Source organism: Streptomyces sp. NPDC001070 (genome assembly GCF_053598835.1).
Genome location: NZ_JBSFLB010000002.1, coordinates 86,961 through 106,504, shown reverse-complemented (window position 1 = coordinate 106,504; position 19,544 = coordinate 86,961). Strand labels below are relative to the sequence as shown.

Annotated in this window: 22 protein-coding genes and 1 tRNA gene; 15 read left to right on the top strand and 8 right to left on the bottom strand. The window is 72.1% G+C overall.

Annotation, left to right across the window (positions count from 1 at the left end; genetic code table 11):
• Positions 1-443 precede the first annotated feature (443 nt).
• The 3 genes from ACWDAS_RS02800 to ACWDAS_RS02790 all read left to right on the top strand — a co-directional run bounded on the left by ACWDAS_RS02800 (position 444) and on the right by ACWDAS_RS02790 (position 2,736).
• Positions 444-1,955: a helix-turn-helix domain-containing protein gene (locus ACWDAS_RS02800; RefSeq protein WP_450386806.1), complete on the top strand. Its 1,512-nt coding sequence runs from the start codon at positions 444-446 to the stop codon at positions 1,953-1,955.
• A gap of 5 nt (positions 1,956-1,960) precedes the next feature.
• A complete protein-coding gene (gene orn / locus ACWDAS_RS02795; RefSeq protein ID WP_450386804.1) occupies positions 1,961-2,572 on the top strand; it encodes an oligoribonuclease in 612 nt (203 codons plus the stop codon).
• Between the two features lie 91 nt (positions 2,573-2,663).
• Positions 2,664-2,736: transfer RNA gene (locus tag ACWDAS_RS02790), tRNA-His, on the top strand.
• A gap of 129 nt (positions 2,737-2,865) precedes the next feature.
• On the opposite strand, the gene ACWDAS_RS02785 is transcribed toward ACWDAS_RS02790, so the two are convergent.
• Together ACWDAS_RS02785 and ACWDAS_RS02780 are read right to left on the bottom strand one after the other, a co-directional pair.
• Positions 2,866-3,375, bottom strand: a complete 510-nt coding sequence (locus tag ACWDAS_RS02785) for a flavoprotein (RefSeq protein ID WP_450386802.1) — start codon at positions 3,373-3,375, stop codon at positions 2,866-2,868.
• A gap of 66 nt (positions 3,376-3,441) precedes the next feature.
• Entirely contained in the window at positions 3,442-3,651 is a 210-nt protein-coding gene (locus tag ACWDAS_RS02780; RefSeq protein WP_450386800.1) for a hypothetical protein, read from the bottom strand.
• A 108-nt stretch (positions 3,652-3,759) separates the two neighbouring features.
• Between ACWDAS_RS02780 and ACWDAS_RS02775 the strand changes: the two genes are divergently transcribed.
• Positions 3,760-4,536: an isocitrate lyase/PEP mutase family protein gene (locus tag ACWDAS_RS02775; protein WP_450386799.1), complete on the top strand. Its 777-nt coding sequence runs from the start codon at positions 3,760-3,762 to the stop codon at positions 4,534-4,536.
• Positions 4,537-4,543: 7 nt separating this feature from the next.
• Here the strand turns inward: ACWDAS_RS02775 and ACWDAS_RS02770 are convergent, their stop codons facing one another.
• The 3 genes from ACWDAS_RS02770 to ACWDAS_RS02760 all read right to left on the bottom strand — a co-directional run bounded on the left by ACWDAS_RS02770 (position 4,544) and on the right by ACWDAS_RS02760 (position 6,512).
• Positions 4,544-5,047 carry a pyridoxamine 5'-phosphate oxidase family protein gene (locus ACWDAS_RS02770; protein WP_450386797.1) on the bottom strand — a complete coding sequence of 168 codons (504 nt, stop codon included), beginning with the start codon at positions 5,045-5,047 and terminating at the stop codon, positions 4,544-4,546.
• Between the two features lie 56 nt (positions 5,048-5,103).
• Positions 5,104-5,292, bottom strand: a complete 189-nt coding sequence (locus ACWDAS_RS02765; protein ID WP_450386795.1) for a hypothetical protein — start codon at positions 5,290-5,292, stop codon at positions 5,104-5,106.
• 191 nt (positions 5,293-5,483) lie between these two features.
• A complete protein-coding gene (locus tag ACWDAS_RS02760; RefSeq protein WP_450386793.1) occupies positions 5,484-6,512 on the bottom strand; it encodes a LacI family DNA-binding transcriptional regulator in 1,029 nt (342 codons plus the stop codon).
• A 157-nt stretch (positions 6,513-6,669) separates the two neighbouring features.
• On the opposite strand from ACWDAS_RS02760, the gene ACWDAS_RS02755 reads away from it, so the two are divergent.
• From ACWDAS_RS02755 to ACWDAS_RS02740, 4 genes are all read left to right on the top strand, one after another.
• Positions 6,670-8,016 carry an ABC transporter substrate-binding protein gene (locus ACWDAS_RS02755; RefSeq protein WP_450386791.1) on the top strand — a complete coding sequence of 449 codons (1,347 nt, stop codon included), beginning with the start codon at positions 6,670-6,672 and terminating at the stop codon, positions 8,014-8,016.
• 5 nt (positions 8,017-8,021) lie between these two features.
• A complete protein-coding gene (locus ACWDAS_RS02750) occupies positions 8,022-9,053 on the top strand; it encodes a carbohydrate ABC transporter permease (RefSeq protein WP_450386789.1) in 1,032 nt (343 codons plus the stop codon).
• A gap of 5 nt (positions 9,054-9,058) precedes the next feature.
• On the top strand, positions 9,059-9,982 hold the full coding sequence (locus tag ACWDAS_RS02745) for a carbohydrate ABC transporter permease (RefSeq protein ID WP_450386787.1): 924 nt from the start codon (positions 9,059-9,061) through the stop codon (positions 9,980-9,982).
• A 76-nt stretch (positions 9,983-10,058) separates the two neighbouring features.
• On the top strand, positions 10,059-11,531 hold the full coding sequence (locus ACWDAS_RS02740) for a GH1 family beta-glucosidase (protein WP_450386785.1): 1,473 nt from the start codon (positions 10,059-10,061) through the stop codon (positions 11,529-11,531).
• 22 nt (positions 11,532-11,553) lie between these two features.
• Here ACWDAS_RS02740 and ACWDAS_RS02735 read toward each other — a convergent pair whose 3' ends face one another.
• From ACWDAS_RS02735 to ACWDAS_RS02725, 3 genes are read right to left on the bottom strand one after another with little or no spacing between them, the layout of a single operon-like run.
• The gene (locus ACWDAS_RS02735; RefSeq protein ID WP_450386783.1) at positions 11,554-11,754 is read right to left on the bottom strand and encodes a DUF397 domain-containing protein; all 201 of its coding nucleotides are present in this window, start codon (positions 11,752-11,754) and stop codon (positions 11,554-11,556) included.
• Positions 11,751-12,566, bottom strand: a complete 816-nt coding sequence (locus ACWDAS_RS02730) for a helix-turn-helix domain-containing protein (RefSeq protein ID WP_450386781.1) — start codon at positions 12,564-12,566, stop codon at positions 11,751-11,753. The genes ACWDAS_RS02735 and ACWDAS_RS02730 overlap by 4 nt, the downstream gene beginning before the upstream one ends.
• A 52-nt stretch (positions 12,567-12,618) precedes the next feature.
• A complete protein-coding gene (locus ACWDAS_RS02725) occupies positions 12,619-13,380 on the bottom strand; it encodes a GNAT family N-acetyltransferase (protein ID WP_450386779.1) in 762 nt (253 codons plus the stop codon).
• Positions 13,381-13,417: 37 nt separating this feature from the next.
• Here ACWDAS_RS02725 and ACWDAS_RS02720 point away from each other — a divergent pair, with 37 nt between their 5' ends.
• From ACWDAS_RS02720 to ACWDAS_RS02690, 7 genes are all read left to right on the top strand, one after another.
• Positions 13,418-13,753: a hypothetical protein gene (locus ACWDAS_RS02720; protein ID WP_450386777.1), complete on the top strand. Its 336-nt coding sequence runs from the start codon at positions 13,418-13,420 to the stop codon at positions 13,751-13,753.
• 46 nt (positions 13,754-13,799) lie between these two features.
• Positions 13,800-13,922 carry a hypothetical protein gene (locus tag ACWDAS_RS02715; RefSeq protein ID WP_450386775.1) on the top strand — a complete coding sequence of 41 codons (123 nt, stop codon included), beginning with the start codon at positions 13,800-13,802 and terminating at the stop codon, positions 13,920-13,922.
• Positions 13,923-14,021: 99 nt separating this feature from the next.
• A complete protein-coding gene (locus ACWDAS_RS02710; protein ID WP_450386773.1) occupies positions 14,022-14,249 on the top strand; it encodes a hypothetical protein in 228 nt (75 codons plus the stop codon).
• A gap of 90 nt (positions 14,250-14,339) precedes the next feature.
• Positions 14,340-16,073 carry a WXG100-like domain-containing protein gene (locus tag ACWDAS_RS02705; protein WP_450386771.1) on the top strand — a complete coding sequence of 578 codons (1,734 nt, stop codon included), beginning with the start codon at positions 14,340-14,342 and terminating at the stop codon, positions 16,071-16,073.
• 54 nt (positions 16,074-16,127) lie between these two features.
• Positions 16,128-16,709, top strand: coding sequence for an SUKH-4 family immunity protein (locus tag ACWDAS_RS02700; protein ID WP_450386769.1), 582 nt, complete (start codon positions 16,128-16,130; stop codon positions 16,707-16,709).
• 38 nt (positions 16,710-16,747) lie between these two features.
• Positions 16,748-17,569: a nucleic acid/nucleotide deaminase domain-containing protein gene (locus tag ACWDAS_RS02695; RefSeq protein WP_450386767.1), complete on the top strand. Its 822-nt coding sequence runs from the start codon at positions 16,748-16,750 to the stop codon at positions 17,567-17,569.
• Positions 17,570-17,574: 5 nt separating this feature from the next.
• A complete protein-coding gene (locus ACWDAS_RS02690) occupies positions 17,575-19,542 on the top strand; it encodes a hypothetical protein (RefSeq protein ID WP_450386765.1) in 1,968 nt (655 codons plus the stop codon).
• The last annotated feature ends 2 nt before the right edge of the window (positions 19,543-19,544 follow it).

Genomic DNA, 19,544 nt, shown 5'->3' with positions numbered 1-19,544 from the left:
GTTGTCCGCCTCCGGCCATATCCGGAATCGTCCTCCGGGTCCCCCAACGGGCCGGGGGCGCACTCGATCCCCGGCCACACGGGGGGCGCACGACGGAGCGCTGACCTGGGGTGCGTACAGGACTTCCCATCATTTTCGGCCAACTTCCCAGCGTGCAGGGGCACTTGGTTGCGAGTGCCACAACCTCCGCCGCCACCAGGGAGGAAGCGGAATGAGGGGGCGCACGGGCGTTGTGCGCCGGTTCCGCCCCCGGGAGGCACACTTCACGAGTGGAACGCTTCGTGATCGAATGCTTCACGCCACGTGGTCATGTCGACATACCGGCAGGTGGTGAACTTGCCACTGCGGGTGCAGCAGACCCAGTAGATTCGATCATGAGCGACTACGGCGGGGGACCCGTGCAGGACCGAGAGGACCAGACGACCGAGGGGGGCTTGAGCTCCATGACACAGGAGTCCAGGACCAGCACCATGGCGGAGATCCAGTCGGCCGCCGGCATGTCCACCGCACCGTCCGCGTCGACGGGCACACCGGGCATCCCGTACGTCCCGGGAGCGTCCGGCGCCCCGGTGAGCACCTCCGTCCCGTCCGGCCCGTCCGCAACGGCCCAGCAGGGCCGCGGGGCGCGCAAGTTGTCGGCGCGACGCCGTCAGGAGGTCGTCGCCGTACTGCTGTTCAGCGGCGGGCCCATCTTCGAGAGCTCCATCCCGCTCTCCGTCTTCGGCATCGACCGCCAGGACGCGGGCGTGCCGCGCTACCGGCTGCTGGTCTGCGCGGGCGAGGACGGCCCGCTGCGGACCACCGGCGGGCTGGAGTTGTCCGCCCCGTACGGGCTCGAGGCGCTGTCGCGGGCCGGCACGGTCGTCGTGCCCGCCTGGCGGTCCATCTCGCAACCGCCGCCCGCCGAGGCGCTGGACGCGCTGCGCCGTGCCCACGAGGAGGGCGCGCGGATCATCGGGTTGTGCACCGGGGCCTTCGTACTCGCCGCCGCGGGCCTGCTGGACGGCCGCCCGGCCACGACGCACTGGATGTACGCGCCGACCCTCGCCAAGCGCTACCCGTCGGTCCACGTCGACCCGCGCGAACTGTTCGTCGACGACGGCGACGTGCTCACCAGCGCGGGCACCGCCGCCGGCATCGACCTGTGCCTGCACGTCGTACGGACCGACCACGGCGGCGAGGCCGCCAACGCGCTCGCCCGGCGCCTGGTCGTACCGCCCCGGCGCGGCGACTGGGGCGGCCAGCCCCGGCACCTCGACCGCTCTTTACCGGAGGAGATCGGCGGCGATCCGCTCGCCGAGGTCGTCGCCTGGGCGCTGGAGCACCTCCACGAGCAGTTCGACGTGGAGACGCTGGCTGCCCGCGCCTATATGAGCCGCCGCACCTTCGACCGCCGCTTCCGCACCCTGACCGGGAGCGCGCCCCTGCAGTGGCTGATCACCCAGCGCGTCCTGCAGGCACAGCGGCTGCTGGAGACCTCCGACTACTCCGTCGACGAGGTCGCGGCCCGCTGCGGCTTCCGCTCGCCCGTCGCGCTGCGCGGTCACTTCCGCCGCCAGCTCGGCTCCTCCCCCGCCTCCTACCGTGCCGCCTACCGCGCCCGGCGCCCGCAGGACGAGCCGGACACCCCGGCGCTCACCGCCCGGGAACCGCGCGGCGCCGAGCCGGGCGGGGGCCCCGTCCCGGCCCCCCGCCGCAGCCCCGTCCCGGCCGCGGACCGCGGCCACGGCGGCGTGCTGCCGATCCCCGGGCAGGCCGGTCCCGCCAACGGCCCGGGACCGCTCAAGACCGACGGCGAGCCGCCCTACGCGGCGCGCATCCCCGAGCAGGCCGGCAGCCGTTTCGAGCACCGCGAACCCCACGGGACGCGGCGGCCGCGCGGTGACCGGGACGGTCGCGACGGACGCGGTCGCAACGCGGCTATGCCTGCTCCGCGTGATCGCCCCGTAGGGTGAGACGTATGAACGACCGGATGGTGTGGATCGACTGCGAGATGACCGGGCTCTCCCTGGCCCAGGACGCTCTGATCGAGGTGGCGGCGCTCGTCACCGACTCGGAGCTCAATGTGCTCGGTGAGGGGGTGGACATCGTCATCCGTCCGCCGGCCGAGGCCCTGGAGAGCATGCCGGAGATCGTCCGCACGATGCACACCGCCTCCGGCCTGCTGGACGAGCTCGACGGCGGGGTGACGCTGGAGGAGGCCGAGAAACTGGTCCTGGACTACGTCCGCCAGTACGTGGCCGAGCCCCGCAAGGCGCCCCTGTGCGGGAACTCGGTCTCCACCGACCGCGGTTTCCTCGCCCGGGACATGCCAGCACTGGAGCAGCACCTGCACTACCGCATCGTGGACGTGTCCTCGATCAAGGAGCTGGCCAGGCGCTGGTACCCCCGCGCCTACTTCGCCAGCCCCGAGAAGAACGGCAACCACCGCGCGCTCGCCGACATCCGGGAGTCCATCGCGGAGCTGCGCTACTACCGCGAGGCGGTGTTCGTGCCCCAGCCCGGACCGGACACCGACACGGCGCGCTCGATCGCCGCGAAGTACGTCCTGCCTGCGGAAACGGCGGGGTGAGGGACCCGCGGAAAACGTGGCAGCGAGCACCCCGCCGGACCCTGTACACTTTTTCTCGGCCGGTGCGCAGCAGTGAGAAGCGCCGGTCATGGTGGGTGTAGCTCAGCTGGTAGAGCACCTGGTTGTGGTCCAGGATGTCGCGGGTTCGAGTCCCGTCACTCACCCTGACGACCGAGGGGCCGGTCCGTGGAAACGGACCGGCCCCTCGTCGTATGACCGGGGTGCCCCGGCCGGAACGGCGCGGGCCGGTCCGCCCGGCCCCGGGCGGACCGACCGCTCCCGCCCGGGGCCGGTCAGCCCGCCACGGCCTCGGCTGCGGCGAGCGCCGGGTGCCAGGGGTAGTCCGGCCCGGACGCGGCGCCCCCGGACAGCACGGTGATCCCGGCGGCGCGCAGGGTCTCCACCGAGCGCTCGAACTGCGGGTGCTGCATGAGCGCCGCGTTCACCGAGGGCATCGCGACCATCGGGACGCCCTTGCCGATGCCCTCGGCCAGGACCCCGACCACGAACGTCTCCGTCAGGCCCAGCGCCCATCCGTTGATCGTGTTGAAGGTGGCCGGGGCCACCAGGATCACGTCCGCCGGAGGCCACACCTCGGGCAGGCCGGGCAACGGGTACTCGAAGCGCACCGGCCGGCCGGTGAGCACGGCCAGACCGTCGAGGCTCGGCTCCAGCCAGCGGGCCGCGGTGGGCGTCAGCCCGAGGCACACGTCCCAGCCGCGGGCCTGGGCGTCCTCGATGACCCGCGCGATGTCGAAGACGGGTGGGGCGGCGCCGGCGAACAGGTAGAGGGTCCGAGTCATGCGGCCCACCCAATCGCGCGAAGTGGATCACACGCAACCGTCCGCCGGGCGAACGGCCGCGCGGCCTCACAGGGACCAGTGGTACTTGCCCCCGCCGACCCAGCGCACGGCGCCCGGGTCGTCGAAGTCGACGTGGTTCATCCCGGCGTCGTGCGCGATGCGGACGACGTCGAGCAGGTCATGGGCGATGCCGGCGGGCTCCCCGCCGATCTGCACGATGCGGAAGGGCGGGTCCCCGGCCTGGACGGGGGACACGACGATCGAGGTGGCACTCACCCGTCCAGCTTGCGCCTCCGGGGCGGTGGACGCACCCGAAGTGGCCCAGCCGCGGGCGACCCGAATGGCCCTGGGCGGGGTCCGGCCGGGGCTCGTAGCGTGGACGGAATGAACAACGAGTACTCCCGGGCGGCGCTCGCCTCCCGGCTGCGCGCCCTGCACGTACCGGGCGACCCGCTGATCCTGCCGAACGTCTGGGACGCCGCGTCGGCCCGGGTGGTGGCCGACGCGGGCTTCCCCGCGGTCGCCACCGCCAGCGCGGCCGTGGCGCCAGCCCTGGGCCACGAGGACCATGAGGACACACCCGCGGACGAGATGCTGGCGGCCGTCGCACGCATCGCCCGCGCGGTCCCCGTACCGGTGACGGCGGATCTGGAGCACGGATACGGACTGGCCCCCGCGGAACTGGCGAAACGGCTGGCGGCGACCGGCGCCGTGGGCTGCAACGTGGAGGACAGCGACCCCCGCACCGGGCGGATGGTCGGCCCCGACGCGCAGGCGGAGTACATCGCCGCCCTGCGCGCGGCGGATCCGCAGCTGGTGATCAACGCCCGCACGGACGGCTTCATCCGGGACGGCGCGCCCGCCGGGGACCGGGCGGCGGACGCGGTGCGCCGGGCCCGCGCCTACCTGGAGGCGGGCGCGGACTGCGTCTACCCGATCGGGGCGCTGGACGAGCCCACCGTCCGGGCCCTGGTCGAGGGGGTGGGCGGGCGTCCGGTCAACGTGATGTCCCGGCCGGACGGCCCCTCTCCGGCCCGCCTGGCGGTGCTGGGGGTGGCGCGGATCAGCTTCGGCCCGCAGCTCCACCGGATGGTCCAGGGGTACTTCGCGCGGCTCGTCACGGCCGTCGGGCACGGGCGCAGCCCCTTCGACGAGGGCTGACCGGCCGTCAGCCGTCCGTGCGCGGGGGCGAGTCGTCGTTGCCGCGGCGGACCGTGCGCAGCGGGTGCCCGGGCCGCCAGACCTCCAGGACGAGGTCGGGGTCGTCGACGTAGGTGCGTACGACCTCCGTGAGATCGACGCGGAAGAGGTGGAACGGCCCCTCGGGCACGGTCACCTCGCCGGTGAAGCGGGCGACGGCCGCGGGATCGGTGACCTCGACGGCGCGGCCGCCGATGCGCACGTCGCCCCCGCCCATGGAGGTGTCGGGGCCGGGGTTGACGTGGAGCGCGAGGCGCGGGTCGCGGCGCAGATCGAGGGCCTTGCGGGAGCCCGGCATCATGCCGAGCCACAGTTCGCCGAGCCGGAACTCGGCCTCGATGCCGCTGAGCCGGGGTGAGCCGTCGGCGCGGAGGGTGCCGAGGACGTGGTGCTTGTAGCCGCCGAATCGGGTGCGCACGACCTCGGCGAGGGCGGGTTGTGCTTCCTGGAAGTCTGTCCAGCTGGTCGTCATGCGGTCATGCTCCCCGGCATACCCGACATCCTCTGTCGGCATTGCCGGGGAGGGTTTCAGTCCTCGCCCGGAAGGCCGCGGGCCGGGTCGTTCCCCTGCCCCTGGCGGGCGGCCTGCCAGATCGCCCGCAGGCGGTCCAGCTCGGCCAGTTCGGCGCGCGACCATGTGCGCCGGCCCGCGACATACCGCCGTATGGCCTCATTGGCGGCTTCAACGGATCGGCGGTCTAAAACGGTCGATGGCATGCCTTGATTTTACGAGACGGGTATGACAACGGGCCCCGGCTCATGCCCCCGTGGGCCGATCTCACACCGTGAGGCTCCTCACGTGACGGGGCTCACTCCCCGGCGGAGTCCGGCGTACGAGCCCGCCGCGAGCGCGCCTCCGGTCCGGGCAGCCGGATCCTCGGCCGCGCCGCCCGGTGTCCGCGGAGCGGCTACGCGGACTCGCGGCGTACGAGCTCGGTCGCCAGCACCACGTGCCGGCGGGTGGCCGTGCTCGCCGCGATCTCCTCCAGCAGCACCCGCGCCATGGTGCGGCCCATCTCCTCGATCGGCTGCCGCACGCTGGTCAGCGGCGGGTCGGTGTGGCGGGCGATGGCCGAGTCGTCGAAGCCGATCAGCGCCACGTCGTCGGGCACACGCCGGCCCTTCTCGCGCAGCACCTGCAGGGCCCCGCTGGCCATGACGTCCGAGGCCGCGAAGACCGCGTCCACGTCGGGCCGGCGCTCCAGCAGCGCCCGCATCGCGGCGCGGCCGCCCTCCTCGGTGAAGTCCCCGGCCGCGACCAGCGCGTTGTCGTGGACGAGCCCCGCGTCCTCGACCGCCTGGCGGTAGCCGTCGAGCCGACAGCGGGCGACGTACATGTCCAGGGGTCCTGTGATGGTCGCCACAGCCCTGCGTCCGCGCCCCAGCAGGTGCGCCACCGCCGAGCGGGCGCCACCGACGTTGTCGGAGTCGACGTACGACACCGACTCCAGGTCGGAGCGGCGTCCGTTGAGCACCGCCGGCATCTCCAGCTGCTCCAGCAGATCGGGCAGCGGGTCGCCCTCGTGGACCGACACCAGCAGGACGCCGTCGACGCGGTGGGCGCTCAGGTACTGGGCGAAGCGCTGCCGCTCCTTGGGCGTCCGCAGCAGCGTGAGCAGCAACTGCATGTCGGTGTCGGCGAGCTCGGCGCCCACGCCGCGGATGATGTCGGAGAAGTACGGCTCGGCGAAGAGCCTGGTCTCCGCCTCGGGGATGACCAGGGCGATCGCGTCCGTCCGGTTCCCGGCCAGGGCACGCGCCGCGCGGTTGGGGACGTAGCCGAGCTCGGCTATGGCAGCCTCGACCGCGGCCTTGGCGCGGTCGCTGACCCGGGGCGATCCGTTGATCACCCGGGAGACCGTGCCACGGCCGACTCCGGCCCTGGCGGCGACCTCCTCAAGCGTCGGCCTGCCGCTGCGCCGTCCGCCGATCACCATTGCGGCCTCCCAATCACGAGGTGGTAACTGCGCCAACTTAGAGCGTCTGCTCCCTTGACACCTCATCGGGGAACGGAGACTCTTCAACACATCACATGTGGGAGCGCTCCCACACTATCGAACACGTACACTTCCCGCACGTACCCGGAGGACCCGAATGCGCACGACAAGGAAGTCGTCCCGGCCACGAGGCCGTACCGCGGCCGTAGCGATAACCGCAGTGGCCGCTCTGGGAGTGAGCCTGCTCGCCGGCTGCTCCAAGGACAGCGACGCGCCGGCGAAGGCCGGTGGCTCGCAGGGCGACGGCAAGGGCAAGATCACTCTCACTGTCGGCACCTTCGGTGTCTTCGGCTACAAGCAGGCCGGCCTCTACGAGGAGTACGAGAAGGCGCACCCGAACATCACGATCAAGGAGAACGTGATCGAGCGGAACGACGCCTACTACCCCCAGCTCCTCACCCACCTCGCCGCGGGCAGCGGCCTGAGCGACATCCAGGCTATCGAGGTCGGCAACATCAACGAGATCGTCACCACCCAGGCGGCGAAGTTCGAGGACCTCTCCAAGGCACCGGGCGTCGAGAAGTCGAACTACCTCGACTGGAAGTGGGCCCAGGCCACCACCACCGACGGCAAGACGGTCGGCCTCGGCACCGACATCGGCCCGATGGCGATCTGCTACCGCACCGACCTGTTCAAGAAGGCGGGCCTGCCCACCGACCGCACCGAGGTCGGCAAGCTGTGGGCCGGGGACTGGGCCAAGTACCTGGACGCCGGCAAGACCTACACCAAGAACGCGCCCAAGGGCACGACGTTCCTGGACTCGGCCGCCGGCCTCTACCAGGCGATCAGCAACTCCGCCTCGGAGCGCTACTACGACAACAGCGGCAAGGTCATCTACAAGACCAGCCCCTCCGTGAAGGAGGCCTGGAACCTGGCCATGGAGGCCACCACCGGCAAGATGACCGCCAAGCTGAAGCTCTTCGACAAGGCCTGGGACCAGGGCTTCGCCAACGCCCGCTTCGCCTCCCTCCCCTGCCCGTCGTGGATGCTCGGCTACATCCAGGAGAAGGCCGGCGCCGCGGGCAAGGGCAAGTGGGACGTCGCCGCCGCGCCGAAGCCCGCCAACTGGGGCGGTTCCTTCGTGGGCGTGCCCTCCGCGGGCAAGAACAAGGCCGAGGCCATCAAGCTGGCCGCGTGGCTGACCGCCCCCGCGCAGCAGGCCAAGGTCTTCGCCAAGCAGGCGAGCTTCCCGAGCGCCCCGGGCGCCTATGACCTGCCCGAGGTCAAGGACGCCAAGCACGAGTACTTCGACAACGCCCCGATCGGCCAGATCTTCGCCGACGCGGCCAAGAGCATCCCGACCCTGGTGATCGGCCCGAAGGACCAGCAGATCTACACGGCCATCACCGACGTCGGCATCCTGCAGGTCGAGCAGCAGGGCAAGACCCCTGCTCAGGGCTGGGCGGCTGCCGAGAAGGAAATCGACAACGCACTGGACCAGTGACCCGCATGGCTTCGGAAATCTCCGACATGACCGCAGTGACCGCGCCCCCCACCGAGGGGGGCGCGGCCCCGCGCGACGGCTCCGGTCGTGAGCGCGACGCACGTGAGGAGCGGCGTGCCCGCCGGCGCAGCCGCCGCTACCGGTGGGACGTCAAGGCGATGCCCTACGCCTTCGTCTCGCCGTTCTTCCTCTTCTTCGCCGCCTTCGGGCTCTTCCCGCTGATCTACACGGGCTGGTCCTCCTTCTACCGGGTGGAGCTGACCAACCTCGACCAGCGGGAGTTCGTGGGCCTCCACAACTACACCCGTCTGCTGGAGGACGAGTTCTTCTGGAACGCCCTGAAGAACACGTTCACCATCGGGGTGATCTCGACCGTCCCGCAGCTGCTGATCGCACTGGGCCTGGCCCACCTGCTCAACTACAAGCTGCGCGGCTCGACCTTCTTCCGGGTCGCGATGCTCACCCCGTACGCCACGTCGGTGGCCGCCGCGACGCTGGTCTTCACGCTGATGTTCGGCACCGACTACGGCATGATCAACTGGGCGCTGGAGCACATCGGTTTCAGCCACCACATCGACTGGCGGGCGGGCACCTGGTCCTCCCAGATCGCCGTCTCGTCGATCGTGATCTGGCGCTGGACGGGTTACAACACCTTGATCTACCTGGCCGCGATGCAGGCCGTGCCGCACGATCTGTACGAGTCCGCCGCGCTGGACGGCGCCTCGCGCTGGCAGCAGTTCCGCCATGTGACGATCCCGATGCTGCGGCCCACGATCCTCTTCACGATCGTGGTCTCCACCATCGGCGCCACTCAGCTGTTCGGCGAACCGTTCCTCTTCGGCGGTCCCGGCGGCGAGAAGGGCGGCTCCTCCCACCAGTTCCAGACGCTGGGCCTGTACCTGTACGAGCAGGGCTGGACGAACTACCACCTCGGGCGGGCCTCGGCCATCGCTTGGGCGATGTTCCTGCTCCTGCTGCTGATCGCCGCAATCAACGGGCTGGTCGCCCGCTGGCTGCGCAAGAGCCACGAGGGGTGACGCCGATGGCCACCATCTCGACCAACCCGCCGGAGCAGGCGGCGTCGACCGGCACGCCGGACACGTCCCGCAAGGCGAAGCGCCGCACCCCCGGCGCCCCCAAGGCCGGGCGGCAGCTGCACGCCGGCCCGTTCACCTACGTCGTCCTGATCGTCTTCACCGCGATATCGCTCTTCCCCCTGGTGTGGACGGCGATCGCGGCCTCGCGGACGAACTCGCGGCTGGCGCAGACCCCTCCGCCGTTCTGGTTCGGCTCGAACCTCTTCAGCAACCTGCAGACCGCGTGGACCGAGGCCAACCTCAGCACGGCGCTGGTGAACACGACCATCGTCGCGGGCAGCATCACCATCGGCACGGTGCTGTTCTCGACGATCGCCGGCTTCGCCTTCGCCAAGCTGCGGTTCCGGATGAAGTCCTTCCTGCTGATGCTGACCATCGGCACCATGATGGTGCCCCCGCAGCTGAGCGTGGTGCCCCTGTTCCTGTGGATCGCGGACCTGGACTGGACGAACCATCTCCAGGCGGTCATCCTGCCGACCTTCGTCAGCGCCTTCGGTGTCTTCTTCATGCGGCAGTACCTCTCCCAGGCGCTGCCCACCGAGATCATCGAGGCCGCCCGTGTCGACGGCGCCAGCAGCATCCGGATCGTCTGGCACGTGGTCTTCCCGGCCGCCCGGCCCGCGATGGCGGTCCTGGGCATGCTGACCTTCGTCGCGGCCTGGAACGACTTCTTCTGGCCGATCATCGCGCTGACCCAGGAGAACCCGACCGTTCAGGTCGCGCTCACCAGCCTCGGCCGCGGCTACATCCCCGACGAGTCGGTGATCATGGCCGGCGCGCTGCTCGGCACGCTCCCGCTGCTGCTGGTCTTCGTGATCTTCGGCAAGCAGATCGTCGGCGGCATCATGCAGGGCGCGGTCAAGGGCTGATCCCTCCCCCGGCCGAGGCCGCGCCCTCCCCACTTTCTTTCCTCTTGTTCACTCGTTCCGATGGGAGCGCTCCCGTATGACAGCGTCCGACATCCGTCCCGCAGCGAGCGGCACCGCCGCCGTGAGCGGCCACCAGTTCCCGCCCGGCTTCCTGTGGGGTGCGGCCACCGCCGCGTACCAGATCGAGGGCGCCGCTGCCGAGGACGGGCGCACCCCGTCGATCTGGGACACCTTCAGCCACACCCCCGGCAAGGTCTTCGAGGGCCACACCGGTGACATCGCGGCCGATCATTACCACCGTTTCCGTGACGACGTACGACTCATGGCCGACCTCGGCCTGAGCGCCTACCGATTCTCCGTCTCCTGGTCCCGCGTCCAGCCCACCGGCCGCGGGCCGGCGGTGGAGCGCGGGCTCGACTTCTACCGTGCCCTCACCGACGAGCTGCTGGAGCACGGGATCCAGCCCGCCGTCACCCTCTACCACTGGGACCTTCCCCAGGAGCTCGAGGACGCCGGCGGCTGGCCCGCCCGCGACACCGCGGAGCGCTTCGGGGAGTACGCGCGGATCGTCGCCGAGGCCCTCGGCGACCGCGTCCAGCTGTGGACCACCCTCAACGAGCCCTGGTGCAGCGCCTTCCTCGGCTACGGCTCCGGCGTCCACGCCCCGGGCCGTACCGACCCGGTCGCCGCCCTGCGCGCCGCCCACCACCTCAACCTCGGCCACGGCCGCGCCGCCGAGGCGCTGCGCTCGGTCCTCCCGGCCCGCGCCCAGCTCGGCATCACGCTCAACCTGCACCAGGTCCGCGCGCTCACCGGCTCCCCCGCCGACGTGGACGCCGCGCGCCGCATCGACGCCGTCGGCAACCGGGTCTTCACCGGCCCCCTGCTCAAGGGCGCGTACCCGCAGGACCTGCTCGAGGACACCCGCGGCCTTACCGACTGGTCCTTCGTCCAGGACGGCGACCTCGCCGCGATCAAGCGCCACCCGCTGGACGTGCTCGGCATCAACTACTACACGCCCACCCTGGTGTCGGACGGCGCTTCCGTCGACGGGCCGCGCAGCGACGGCCACGGCTCCAGCGCGTTCTCCCCCTGGCCGGGCGCGGACGACGTCGCCTTCCACCAGCCGCCGGGCGAGCAGACCGCGATGGGCTGGTCCGTCGACCCCACGGGCCTGTACGACCTGCTGATGCGGATGAACCGCGAGTTCCCCGACCTGCCGCTGCTCATCACGGAGAACGGCGCGGCCTACGAGGACTCCGTGGGCCCCGACGGCACCGTGCACGACCCCGAGCGGGTGGAGTACCTGCGCGGCCACCTGGAGGCGGTCCACCGCGCCATGCGCAACGGCGCGGACGTGCGGGGCTACTTCCTGTGGTCCCTGATGGACAACTTCGAGTGGGCCTACGGCTACAGCAAGCGCTTCGGCGCGGTGTGGATCGACTACGAGACGCAGGAACGCATCCCGAAGTCCAGCGCCCACTGGTACGCGGGGGTCGCCCGCACGGGCGCGCTCCCCGATGCGGCGGAGGCGGACACCGCGTCCTGACGGACCGGCGGGACGCGGCGCACTACTCGGAGGGGGGTGCCGCGTCCCGCCCCACGCCGCGGAGGAACTCCGTCCACGCGGCGGGGCTGAAGGAGAGGGAGGGGCCGTCCGGGTCCTTGCTGTCCCGGACGTGCACGCGGTGGGGGGTGGTGGCGACCTCGACGCAGTTGCTGCCTTCGGTGTCGCTGTACGTCGACTTGTGCCAGGACAATTCGCCGCTCATGCCTCACCCGCCATCCGCTTGATGAACCGCGCCGATTCGTCGGCGCCTAGGGCCTCCGTCCGGATCATGCCATGCCGTTGCGTCAGCGCACCCACCTGTTCGGGGTCCGCGGTGAGCAGGCTGAGCGACTGCCCCTCCGTGAGGGCGAGGCGTTCGTGCTCCCGGGTCTCCAGCAGCACGATGGGCCCGTTGAGTCCGGGGTGAGCGCCGGCCGCGAAGGGCAGCACCTGCAAAGAGACGTTGCGCAGCTCGGCCACCTCCAGCAGGTGCAGGAGCTGCCGCTTCGCCGTGTCCGTACCGCCCACGGGACAGCGCAGGGCCGCCTCGTACACCACGAAGCTGAACTCGACGGGCGGACTGCGCCACAGCAGTGACTGGCGTTCCAGCCGTGCCCGGACCCGTTCTTCCAGGACGGCGTCGTCAAGCGGCGGCCGGTGCGCTCCGAGCAGCGCGCGCACGGTCGCTTCGATCTGGAGCAGCCCGGGGATCAGCAGCGGTTCGTACGACCAGAGGCTCACCGCCTCCGCCTCGTAGCGGAAGAAGTCCTGTGACCTCGCCGGAAACTTCTCCGGCTTGAGGAACGCCTCCGCTGCGGCCAGCTTCCCCTGGGCCCCGCACAGTTGATCCGCGATCTGCAGGAAGCGGGAACTGGGTCGGCGGCGGCCCTGCTCCATGGACTTGACGGTCTCGTAGCCGTACGCCGCCTCGCGCGCCAACTGCTCGCGCGTCACGCCCGCTTGCTCACGCCAGAGCTTGACCTGGTTGCCGCAGTACCGCCACGCCATCGGCGGCTGGGTCACCTCGCCGGTCATCCGCACCCACCCCCCGCACTCTCCGTGGTTCCAAGACTACGGAACGACGCCGTCAGCCGCGCCCGAAGCTGTGGAAGCGGCCGATGGCCGTGAAGCCGCGGCGCGCGTACCAGTGCCGGGGCCAGTCGTCCGCGTCTGCGATGAGGAAGCGCGTGGCGCAGCCCGCGTCGACGGCCTGGCGCAGCGCCGTCGACAGGACGGCGTCGGCGTAGCCGCGGCCGAGGTGGGCCTCGGAGGTGATCAGGTCCTCGATCTGGGCGGTGCCGGAGGCGGGGTCGATGTAGAGGTCCGCCCAGGAGACGACGTCGCCCTCCGGGGTTCGCGCGCCGATGAAGCGGACGACGTCCGCACCGCGCCGGCGGACCTCGCGGCGGTCGACGAGCTGGCGGATGACCTCGTCGTCGGCCTCCGGGAGGAAGCCGCGCCAGCGCCGGGCGAGGGGGGCGCGGAAGGCGTCGAGGTCCACTTCCGCCGCGGGGCCGCCGTCCGGCACCGGGCCCGTGTGCAGCATGACGAGCTCGGCGGAGTGGTGGTAGCCGGCGCGGATCAGGGGCGCGGCGCAGGCGGTGCCCGTGGCGTCGTCCAGGACGGTGATCGCGCGGTGCTTCAGGTGGCCCAGCGCCTCGTCGGCGAGGGCCGGCAGCACCTCGGGATCCATGGCGCCGTCCACGACCACGTGGTTGTTGCCGTGCGAGTACGCGTAGGCGTCGTCGAGGACGGCGAAGCCGCCGGGGAGGTCGACCGTGCGCGCGGCCTGACGGCGGGCGAAGGCGGCGACGAAGGCGCGGATCTGCGGCATTTGCGGTCCTGACATGGGGGCAGCCTAGGCCGGGCCGCTGGGGTCGCGTGCCATGGCGATACAACTCTTCGACGCCGACGAGGCTTTCGTGGACCGGATGATCGCTCTGGCGGACCTGCCGTGGAGCCGCCGGGCGGTCGAGGACGCGTTCGTGCGCAACGGCTGGCACCACGTGGGTGCGGGCGGGGAGCCGGTCATCGGCTGGCTCGACGCCTGGCCGATCGGCGAGCACTGGCTGGAGCTCGGCGAGCACCCGGGCTGCGGGGACGACACCGACGCGGGAGGGCGAGATCCCCGAGGGGTGGGACGCGGACGGCGGCGTCGACGCGTTCGAGGCCGCGTGGGACCGGATGGCGCGGCGGCCGAGCGCCCGGCTCGGCGCACCTGAACCGCCCGGGCGGGACGCCCGGGCGTCCGAGTTCGCGTGCCGGTCCGTGGCGTGGTCGCGCGGCGACGCGTGGGTCGTCCTGCTCGACGGCGACGACCCCTTCTCCTACGGCTCCTGGCGGCGGGCGGGCGTCGAGGTCCGCCCCCGGGCGGCCGGCGGGGAGGCATAGCGGGGTGCGCGCCGGCAGGCGGTACGAGGCGACCGCGTCCGGTCTCTGCCGGGCCGGGGCGGACGTGGCGGCCGCGACCGTGCTGGAGGATCCAAAGCTGTGCTTCGCCGCGGACCGGGATTCCTCGACCGGCACCGGGTGCTCGCGGCGGTGGCGTACGGCATCTGGCCGGAGGAGCCGCGGCACCTCCGGCTCGACGCGACCTCCCTGGAGCCGCCGGCAGAGATCGCGTACCCCTTCGCCGTGAGCCCGGAACCGGTTCCCCTGGGGGACGGCACCTGGATCACCGTGCGCGACGACGACGTGCTCAGGTGGCGCGTCCGATAGACAGCCCGTCATTTCCACGACAGTTGAGGAACTGCAGTCTCTCACGTAGCGTCAAAATCTCTGCTGCTGAAGTCAAGAAGAGACACGGGGGTGTCCGCGGTGGGTGTCGTACTGCCCGACGAGCTGGCGTACGTGCTCGACCTGATCGGCATCGCGTGGCCGAACGTCGACGAGGACGACTACCGCGAGATGGCCACGTCGCTGCGGGACTTCGCGGACGACATCGACGGCGGCGCCATGGACGCCCACACCGCCGTGCAGGAGCTGCTGGGCGCGAACGCGGGCGCCGCGATGGACGCCTTCGAGGCGCACTGGGGCAAGGTCAAGGGCACACATCTGGCCAATCTCGCCGAGGCCGCGCGGATGGGGGCGATGGCGCTCGACGGGGTGGCGATCGCGATCGAAGTCGCCAAGGGCGCGGCGATCGTCCAACTCGGCATATTGGCAGTGGAGATAGCCTCGACCATCGCCTCCGCGCCCTTCACGCTCGGCCTGTCGAGCTTCGCCGGTGCCGCCGCGACGCAGGCGACCCGGATGATCGTGAAGAAGATCTTCCGCGAGGTCATCAACCAGGTCGTCGACCAGCTGATGTCCATCGCCACCGCCCCGGTGTACGCGGCACTGGAGTCGATGGCCGCCGACCTGGTCATCCAGGTCGGCTCGAACGCACTCGGCCTGCAGAAGGGCGTCGACCTGGGCCGGACCGCCAACGCCGGCAAGGAGGGCTTCGGCGAGGGCGTCGACGGCGCCAAGAAGCAGGCCGACAGCTTCACCCTGGCAAGCGCCGGAGGCGGCGGGGGTGGCGGTGGCGGTGGCGGTGGCGGTGGGGGCGGCGGGGGCAGTCACTTCCAGAGCGACGGGGACAGCTTCGACCGGGTCGACACCCAGCTCGACGGCATCACCGGCTCGATGCACGGCAAGTCCAAGGGGCACATAGGCCGGGCCCGCAACGCCAAGGGCCGCACCAGCGGCCGCGGCGAGATCGCCGAGCACATCATGCCGATCGCCACGAAGATCGTGGACGGCATCGGCGAGGCGGCCGAGAAGGCCGTGGGCCATGTGCGCGGCGACATGCGCAAGGGCCTCAAGCAGATGCACCGGAACCACCGCGACAACGACGACAGCATCGCGACCGAGCTGCAGCAGTTGCAGAAGACGGGCAGGGGCAAGCCGGTCTACGTCCTCGAGTCCGACGGGCAGATCAAGCGCCTGGACGACCAGGGCAAACTCGTCGACCTCACGGACGACGACAAGAAGTCCGGCATCACACGGCTCCTGCAGGACCGCGACGGCAACCCCACGGACCGGACGAGCGTCCCGAAGCCCGGCAAGCGGACCGTGGGCCAACTGCCCGGCGGCAAGCCCGCCAAGAAGAAGGAGTCCACCGAGGTCCCGCTGTCGTCCACTCCCCTCGCGGACGCCACCCGCAGGGCCCGCCACGCGAAGGGCCACTACGGGACGTACGAGAAGCAGGGCACCGACGACGAGACCTTCAGCAGCAACAACTACGCGGCCGCCCACTACCGCGACGAGGCGAACGACCACGAATTCGTCCTCGTCACGTACAGCGAACGCCCCTACCACTCGGAGAAGCGCCTGGCGACACCGTTCCTGGACAGGGGGATGGACGGAAACGTCACGCACATGTACACGGAGCGGGAGCCGTGTTACGACAAGTCGCCCACCTGCGCCTACTGGCTGGAGGGGTACATGCCGCACGTCGATGTCAGCCACAGCGTGGAGTACGGGGACGCCGCGTCCCAGGACAGGGGCAACGCGATCATGAAGGACTACCTCGACGACCTCAGGGCGGGCCGCCGGTAGGATCGGCAGCCCGCGAACGACCGCCCACGCCCATGACGTGCAGGAGAGGGGATCATGCCACCGACGGTGACACGCGCCATGCTGGAGTCCGTCTTCCCTCCCGGTGAGCTGGTCACCCTGGACGACCCGGCGATGTCCCTGATCACCCACGGGCCCTCCCGCGAGTTCCTGCGGAGCATCGGCCTGCCCCTCCGGGAGAGCGGCCTGTTCGTGCTGGACCCGGACTTCCCGACGCACATGGCGACCATCCACGACTGGCACCTTGGCGACGACGCCCCTCCGGGCGCCGCGGGCTTCCTGTACCTGGCCCAGCTGCACTACGACCACGTGGTCCTGGACGGGGCGTCCGGGCGGATCTGGGCACTGCCCGAGGCGGAGCCAGAGGTGTTCCCCCTCCACGAGGACCTGCATTCGCTCGCGTACTTCCTCTGCGCCGCCGAACGCGAACGCCCGGCCTACGACCCGCAGTTCCCGGACGCCGTCGTGCGGGCGGCACGTTGGGACCCGCGGGGGGCGGCGGACCGGCTCCTCGCCGAACTGCGTCCGCTGGAGCCCATGGCGTTCGAGAACGAGAACAGCCCGTGGTCCCTGTTCCTCCAGGATGCCTCGAAGGGTTTCGACGGCGTGGCCGGCTAGGGCGACGCCGGAGGACCAGGAGAAGGAGACGACAGGCAATGGACGGCCGCCCAGAGGTGACGGCAAGCGTGGTGGCCCGGTTCGGCGACGGCGGGGTGCGGCGGTTCGCGGGGGCGCGGGAGGTGGTCGTGCCGCTGCAGGTGGGACCGTACTTCGCCACGTCGCCCGAGGAACCGGAGACCCTGGTCGCCTTCGCCCACGCGCAGGAAGAGGAGGTGCCCGGGCGCGCGCGGGAGTACCTGCGCCTGGGCACCGACCGGGGGTACGAGATCTGCCTCGCTCCGGACGGCGCCGTGCGCGGGGTCCTCGTCGGCTACGACGAGCCCGAACGGCATGTGAACGGCACGGCGGAGGCGTTCGCCCGGAGCCTGGTGGCACTGGACGAGGCCCTCACGGCGATCGCGGGCACCGACCGGCCCGAGGCGGCGTCGCAGGCGTTCGCGGCGCTGGAGACGCGGCTGCGGGAACTGGACGGGACGGCGTTCGCGGACCGCGAGGACTGGTGGCCGCAGGTGCTGGACGACATCCGGGACACCGCGAGCGCGGAGTGGTTCGCGGCGTTCGAGGTCGTCGACGCCGACGGGGAGGCGAAGATCCTGACCTCCTCGGGCGGGATCTGCGTGCACCCCGAGGAGCGGCTGTGGGCGAACCTGCGGGCGGCCGGGGTGGAACCTGAGCAGGTCAGGCGCATCCACACCGAACTGGAGTCGTGCTTCATGCCGGGGCACTACTGCTCGATGATGCTCGCGGGCCTCTTCCCGGAGGCCGGGCTGACGCACAACTTCCCGTACGGGGAGACGGCCGAGTCCCGGGCCGCCGGCATCCGGAAGCTGCGCGAGGCGGCGGCACAGGAGGGCTGAGGAACATGACGGGGGAACTGGGGACGGCGGACCGGCCCGCTCTCGGAGCGGGCCGGGCGCCCGCCGGGCGGCGGGTCCTGGAGTGGGCGACGTCGGGCACCAAGGCACCGCTGGCGGTGACCGGTTCCCCCGGGGCCGGCAAGAGCCATCTGCTGGCGTGGTTCGTGGCCGGCGCGCGGGACCCCGGCACCATGGTGCACGGGCTCGCCCCCGCCCGCGGTCTGACCGTGGACGCCGTGTCCTGGGAACTGGGGCGGCAACTGGGGTACGGGCCGCTCTCCCCGAAGGACCTGCTGGGGCGGATCCTGGCCGACCCTCGTCCGCTGACCCTCGGCTTCGCCGACCTGCACCGCGCCCGGCCGGGCTGCCGGGAGGCCCTCGTGGACCCCCTGCTGGGCTTCGCACACGTGCGCGTGCTGCTCGAAGCGGGGGACGCCGGGAGCGTTCCCGACGGCGCCTTCGCGGTCGACCTGGACGACCCCGCGCTGACCGACCGCGCGGAGTTCGCCGCCTGGTACGCCGGGCTGGTCCCCGCCGGCTCCGCCTTCACCGCGGACCAGGCGTTCCCGCACCCGGCGACGGCCCGCCTCGCCGCGACGGTCCCCGGGCCGCCCGCCGAGGGGGCCGTACCGGCCGTGTGGTGGGCGCGGCTGCCCGAGGCGGCCCGCCCCGCGCTGCACACGCTGGCCGCGCTGCGCGGCCCGGTCCCCCCGGACGTGTGGGAGCTGCTGCACGCGCACCTGACGGGCGACCCGGCGGCGCGGGAGGCCGTCGCCGCCGCCGTGGCGCGCCTGCCCCGGGGAACCGCGTACGAGGTGCCGCCCGGCGGGCCCGTCGTAGCGGGCCTGGACGAACGCATCGTCGACGTCCTCAAGTCCCGCGCCCTGACCAGCTCCTACGCCCGGGAGCACGTGCTCGACCACGCCGTCGCCGCCGGTACGGCGGACCGGCTGCTGCGCGACGCGGGCTTCCTCGTCCACGGCTCCGCGACCGCCGTGACGGCGGCCCTCTCGGACCCGGACACCGCAGCCGCGGCCCCCGCGGTGCTGGCCTCCGTGTGGCGCCGCGCGGCGCCCGTGCTGACGAACCCCGGCATGAGCGACCCCGAGCGCGCCGCCGTCCTGCACGCCGCCGCGCTCGCCGACGCGCCGCAGATGGCCGCGCTGCTGCGCCCCATCGCCGAGCGGCACACCTGGACCGCCGAGTGGTTCCGCCCCGGGGAGTCCTTCACCGCCCTCGGGCCCGGCACGGTCGAGGGGGAGCTGCTCGCGGCCGATCCCCTCGGCCGGTTGCGGGCCCTCGACCCGACCACGGGTGCGGACCTGCGCAGGCTGCCCTCGCCGACCGAGGTACGGCCCCTGGCCCTGGCGGCCCTCGGCGACGGCCTGCTGCTCCTCGACCGCGACCAGCTTCTGCACGCCTTCCCGCCCGGCACGGTGGCCTTCGGTGAGGCCGCCCACCGCCACAACCCGGACGGCCCCTCGGCCCTGGCCTCGGTGCCCTCCTCCGGTCTCCTGGTCGTCGGTGACGCCGAGGGCAGCGTCCACGTGTGGCGCTCCCCCGCGTACGACCCCGAGCCCCTGAGCCGCCCCCTGCACCAGGCCCCCGTCTCCGCGATCGCCCACGTCCACTCGGCCCGTCTCGACCTGTCGTTCTGCCTCAGCGGCGGACTGGACGGCACCCTGCGCCTGTGGGCGACCTCGGGCGAACCGATGCCGGACCCCGTGGAGCGGCGCGACTGCGTCATCACCGCCCTGGCCGCCGCTGACACCCCCGCCCACGGCCCGGTCGCCGTCGCCGCCTGGGCCGACGGCCGGGCGAGCGTCTGGAACCTGCTCGACGCCCGCGTCCGCCCCCTTCCGCTGCTGCACCGCGCCGACGCAGTCGCCCTCGCCCCCGACGGCGCCCTCACGGTCACCGGCCCCGGCGGTACGTACGGCCTCCGGCTCCACCTCGACCGGCTGTGGGCGTAGCC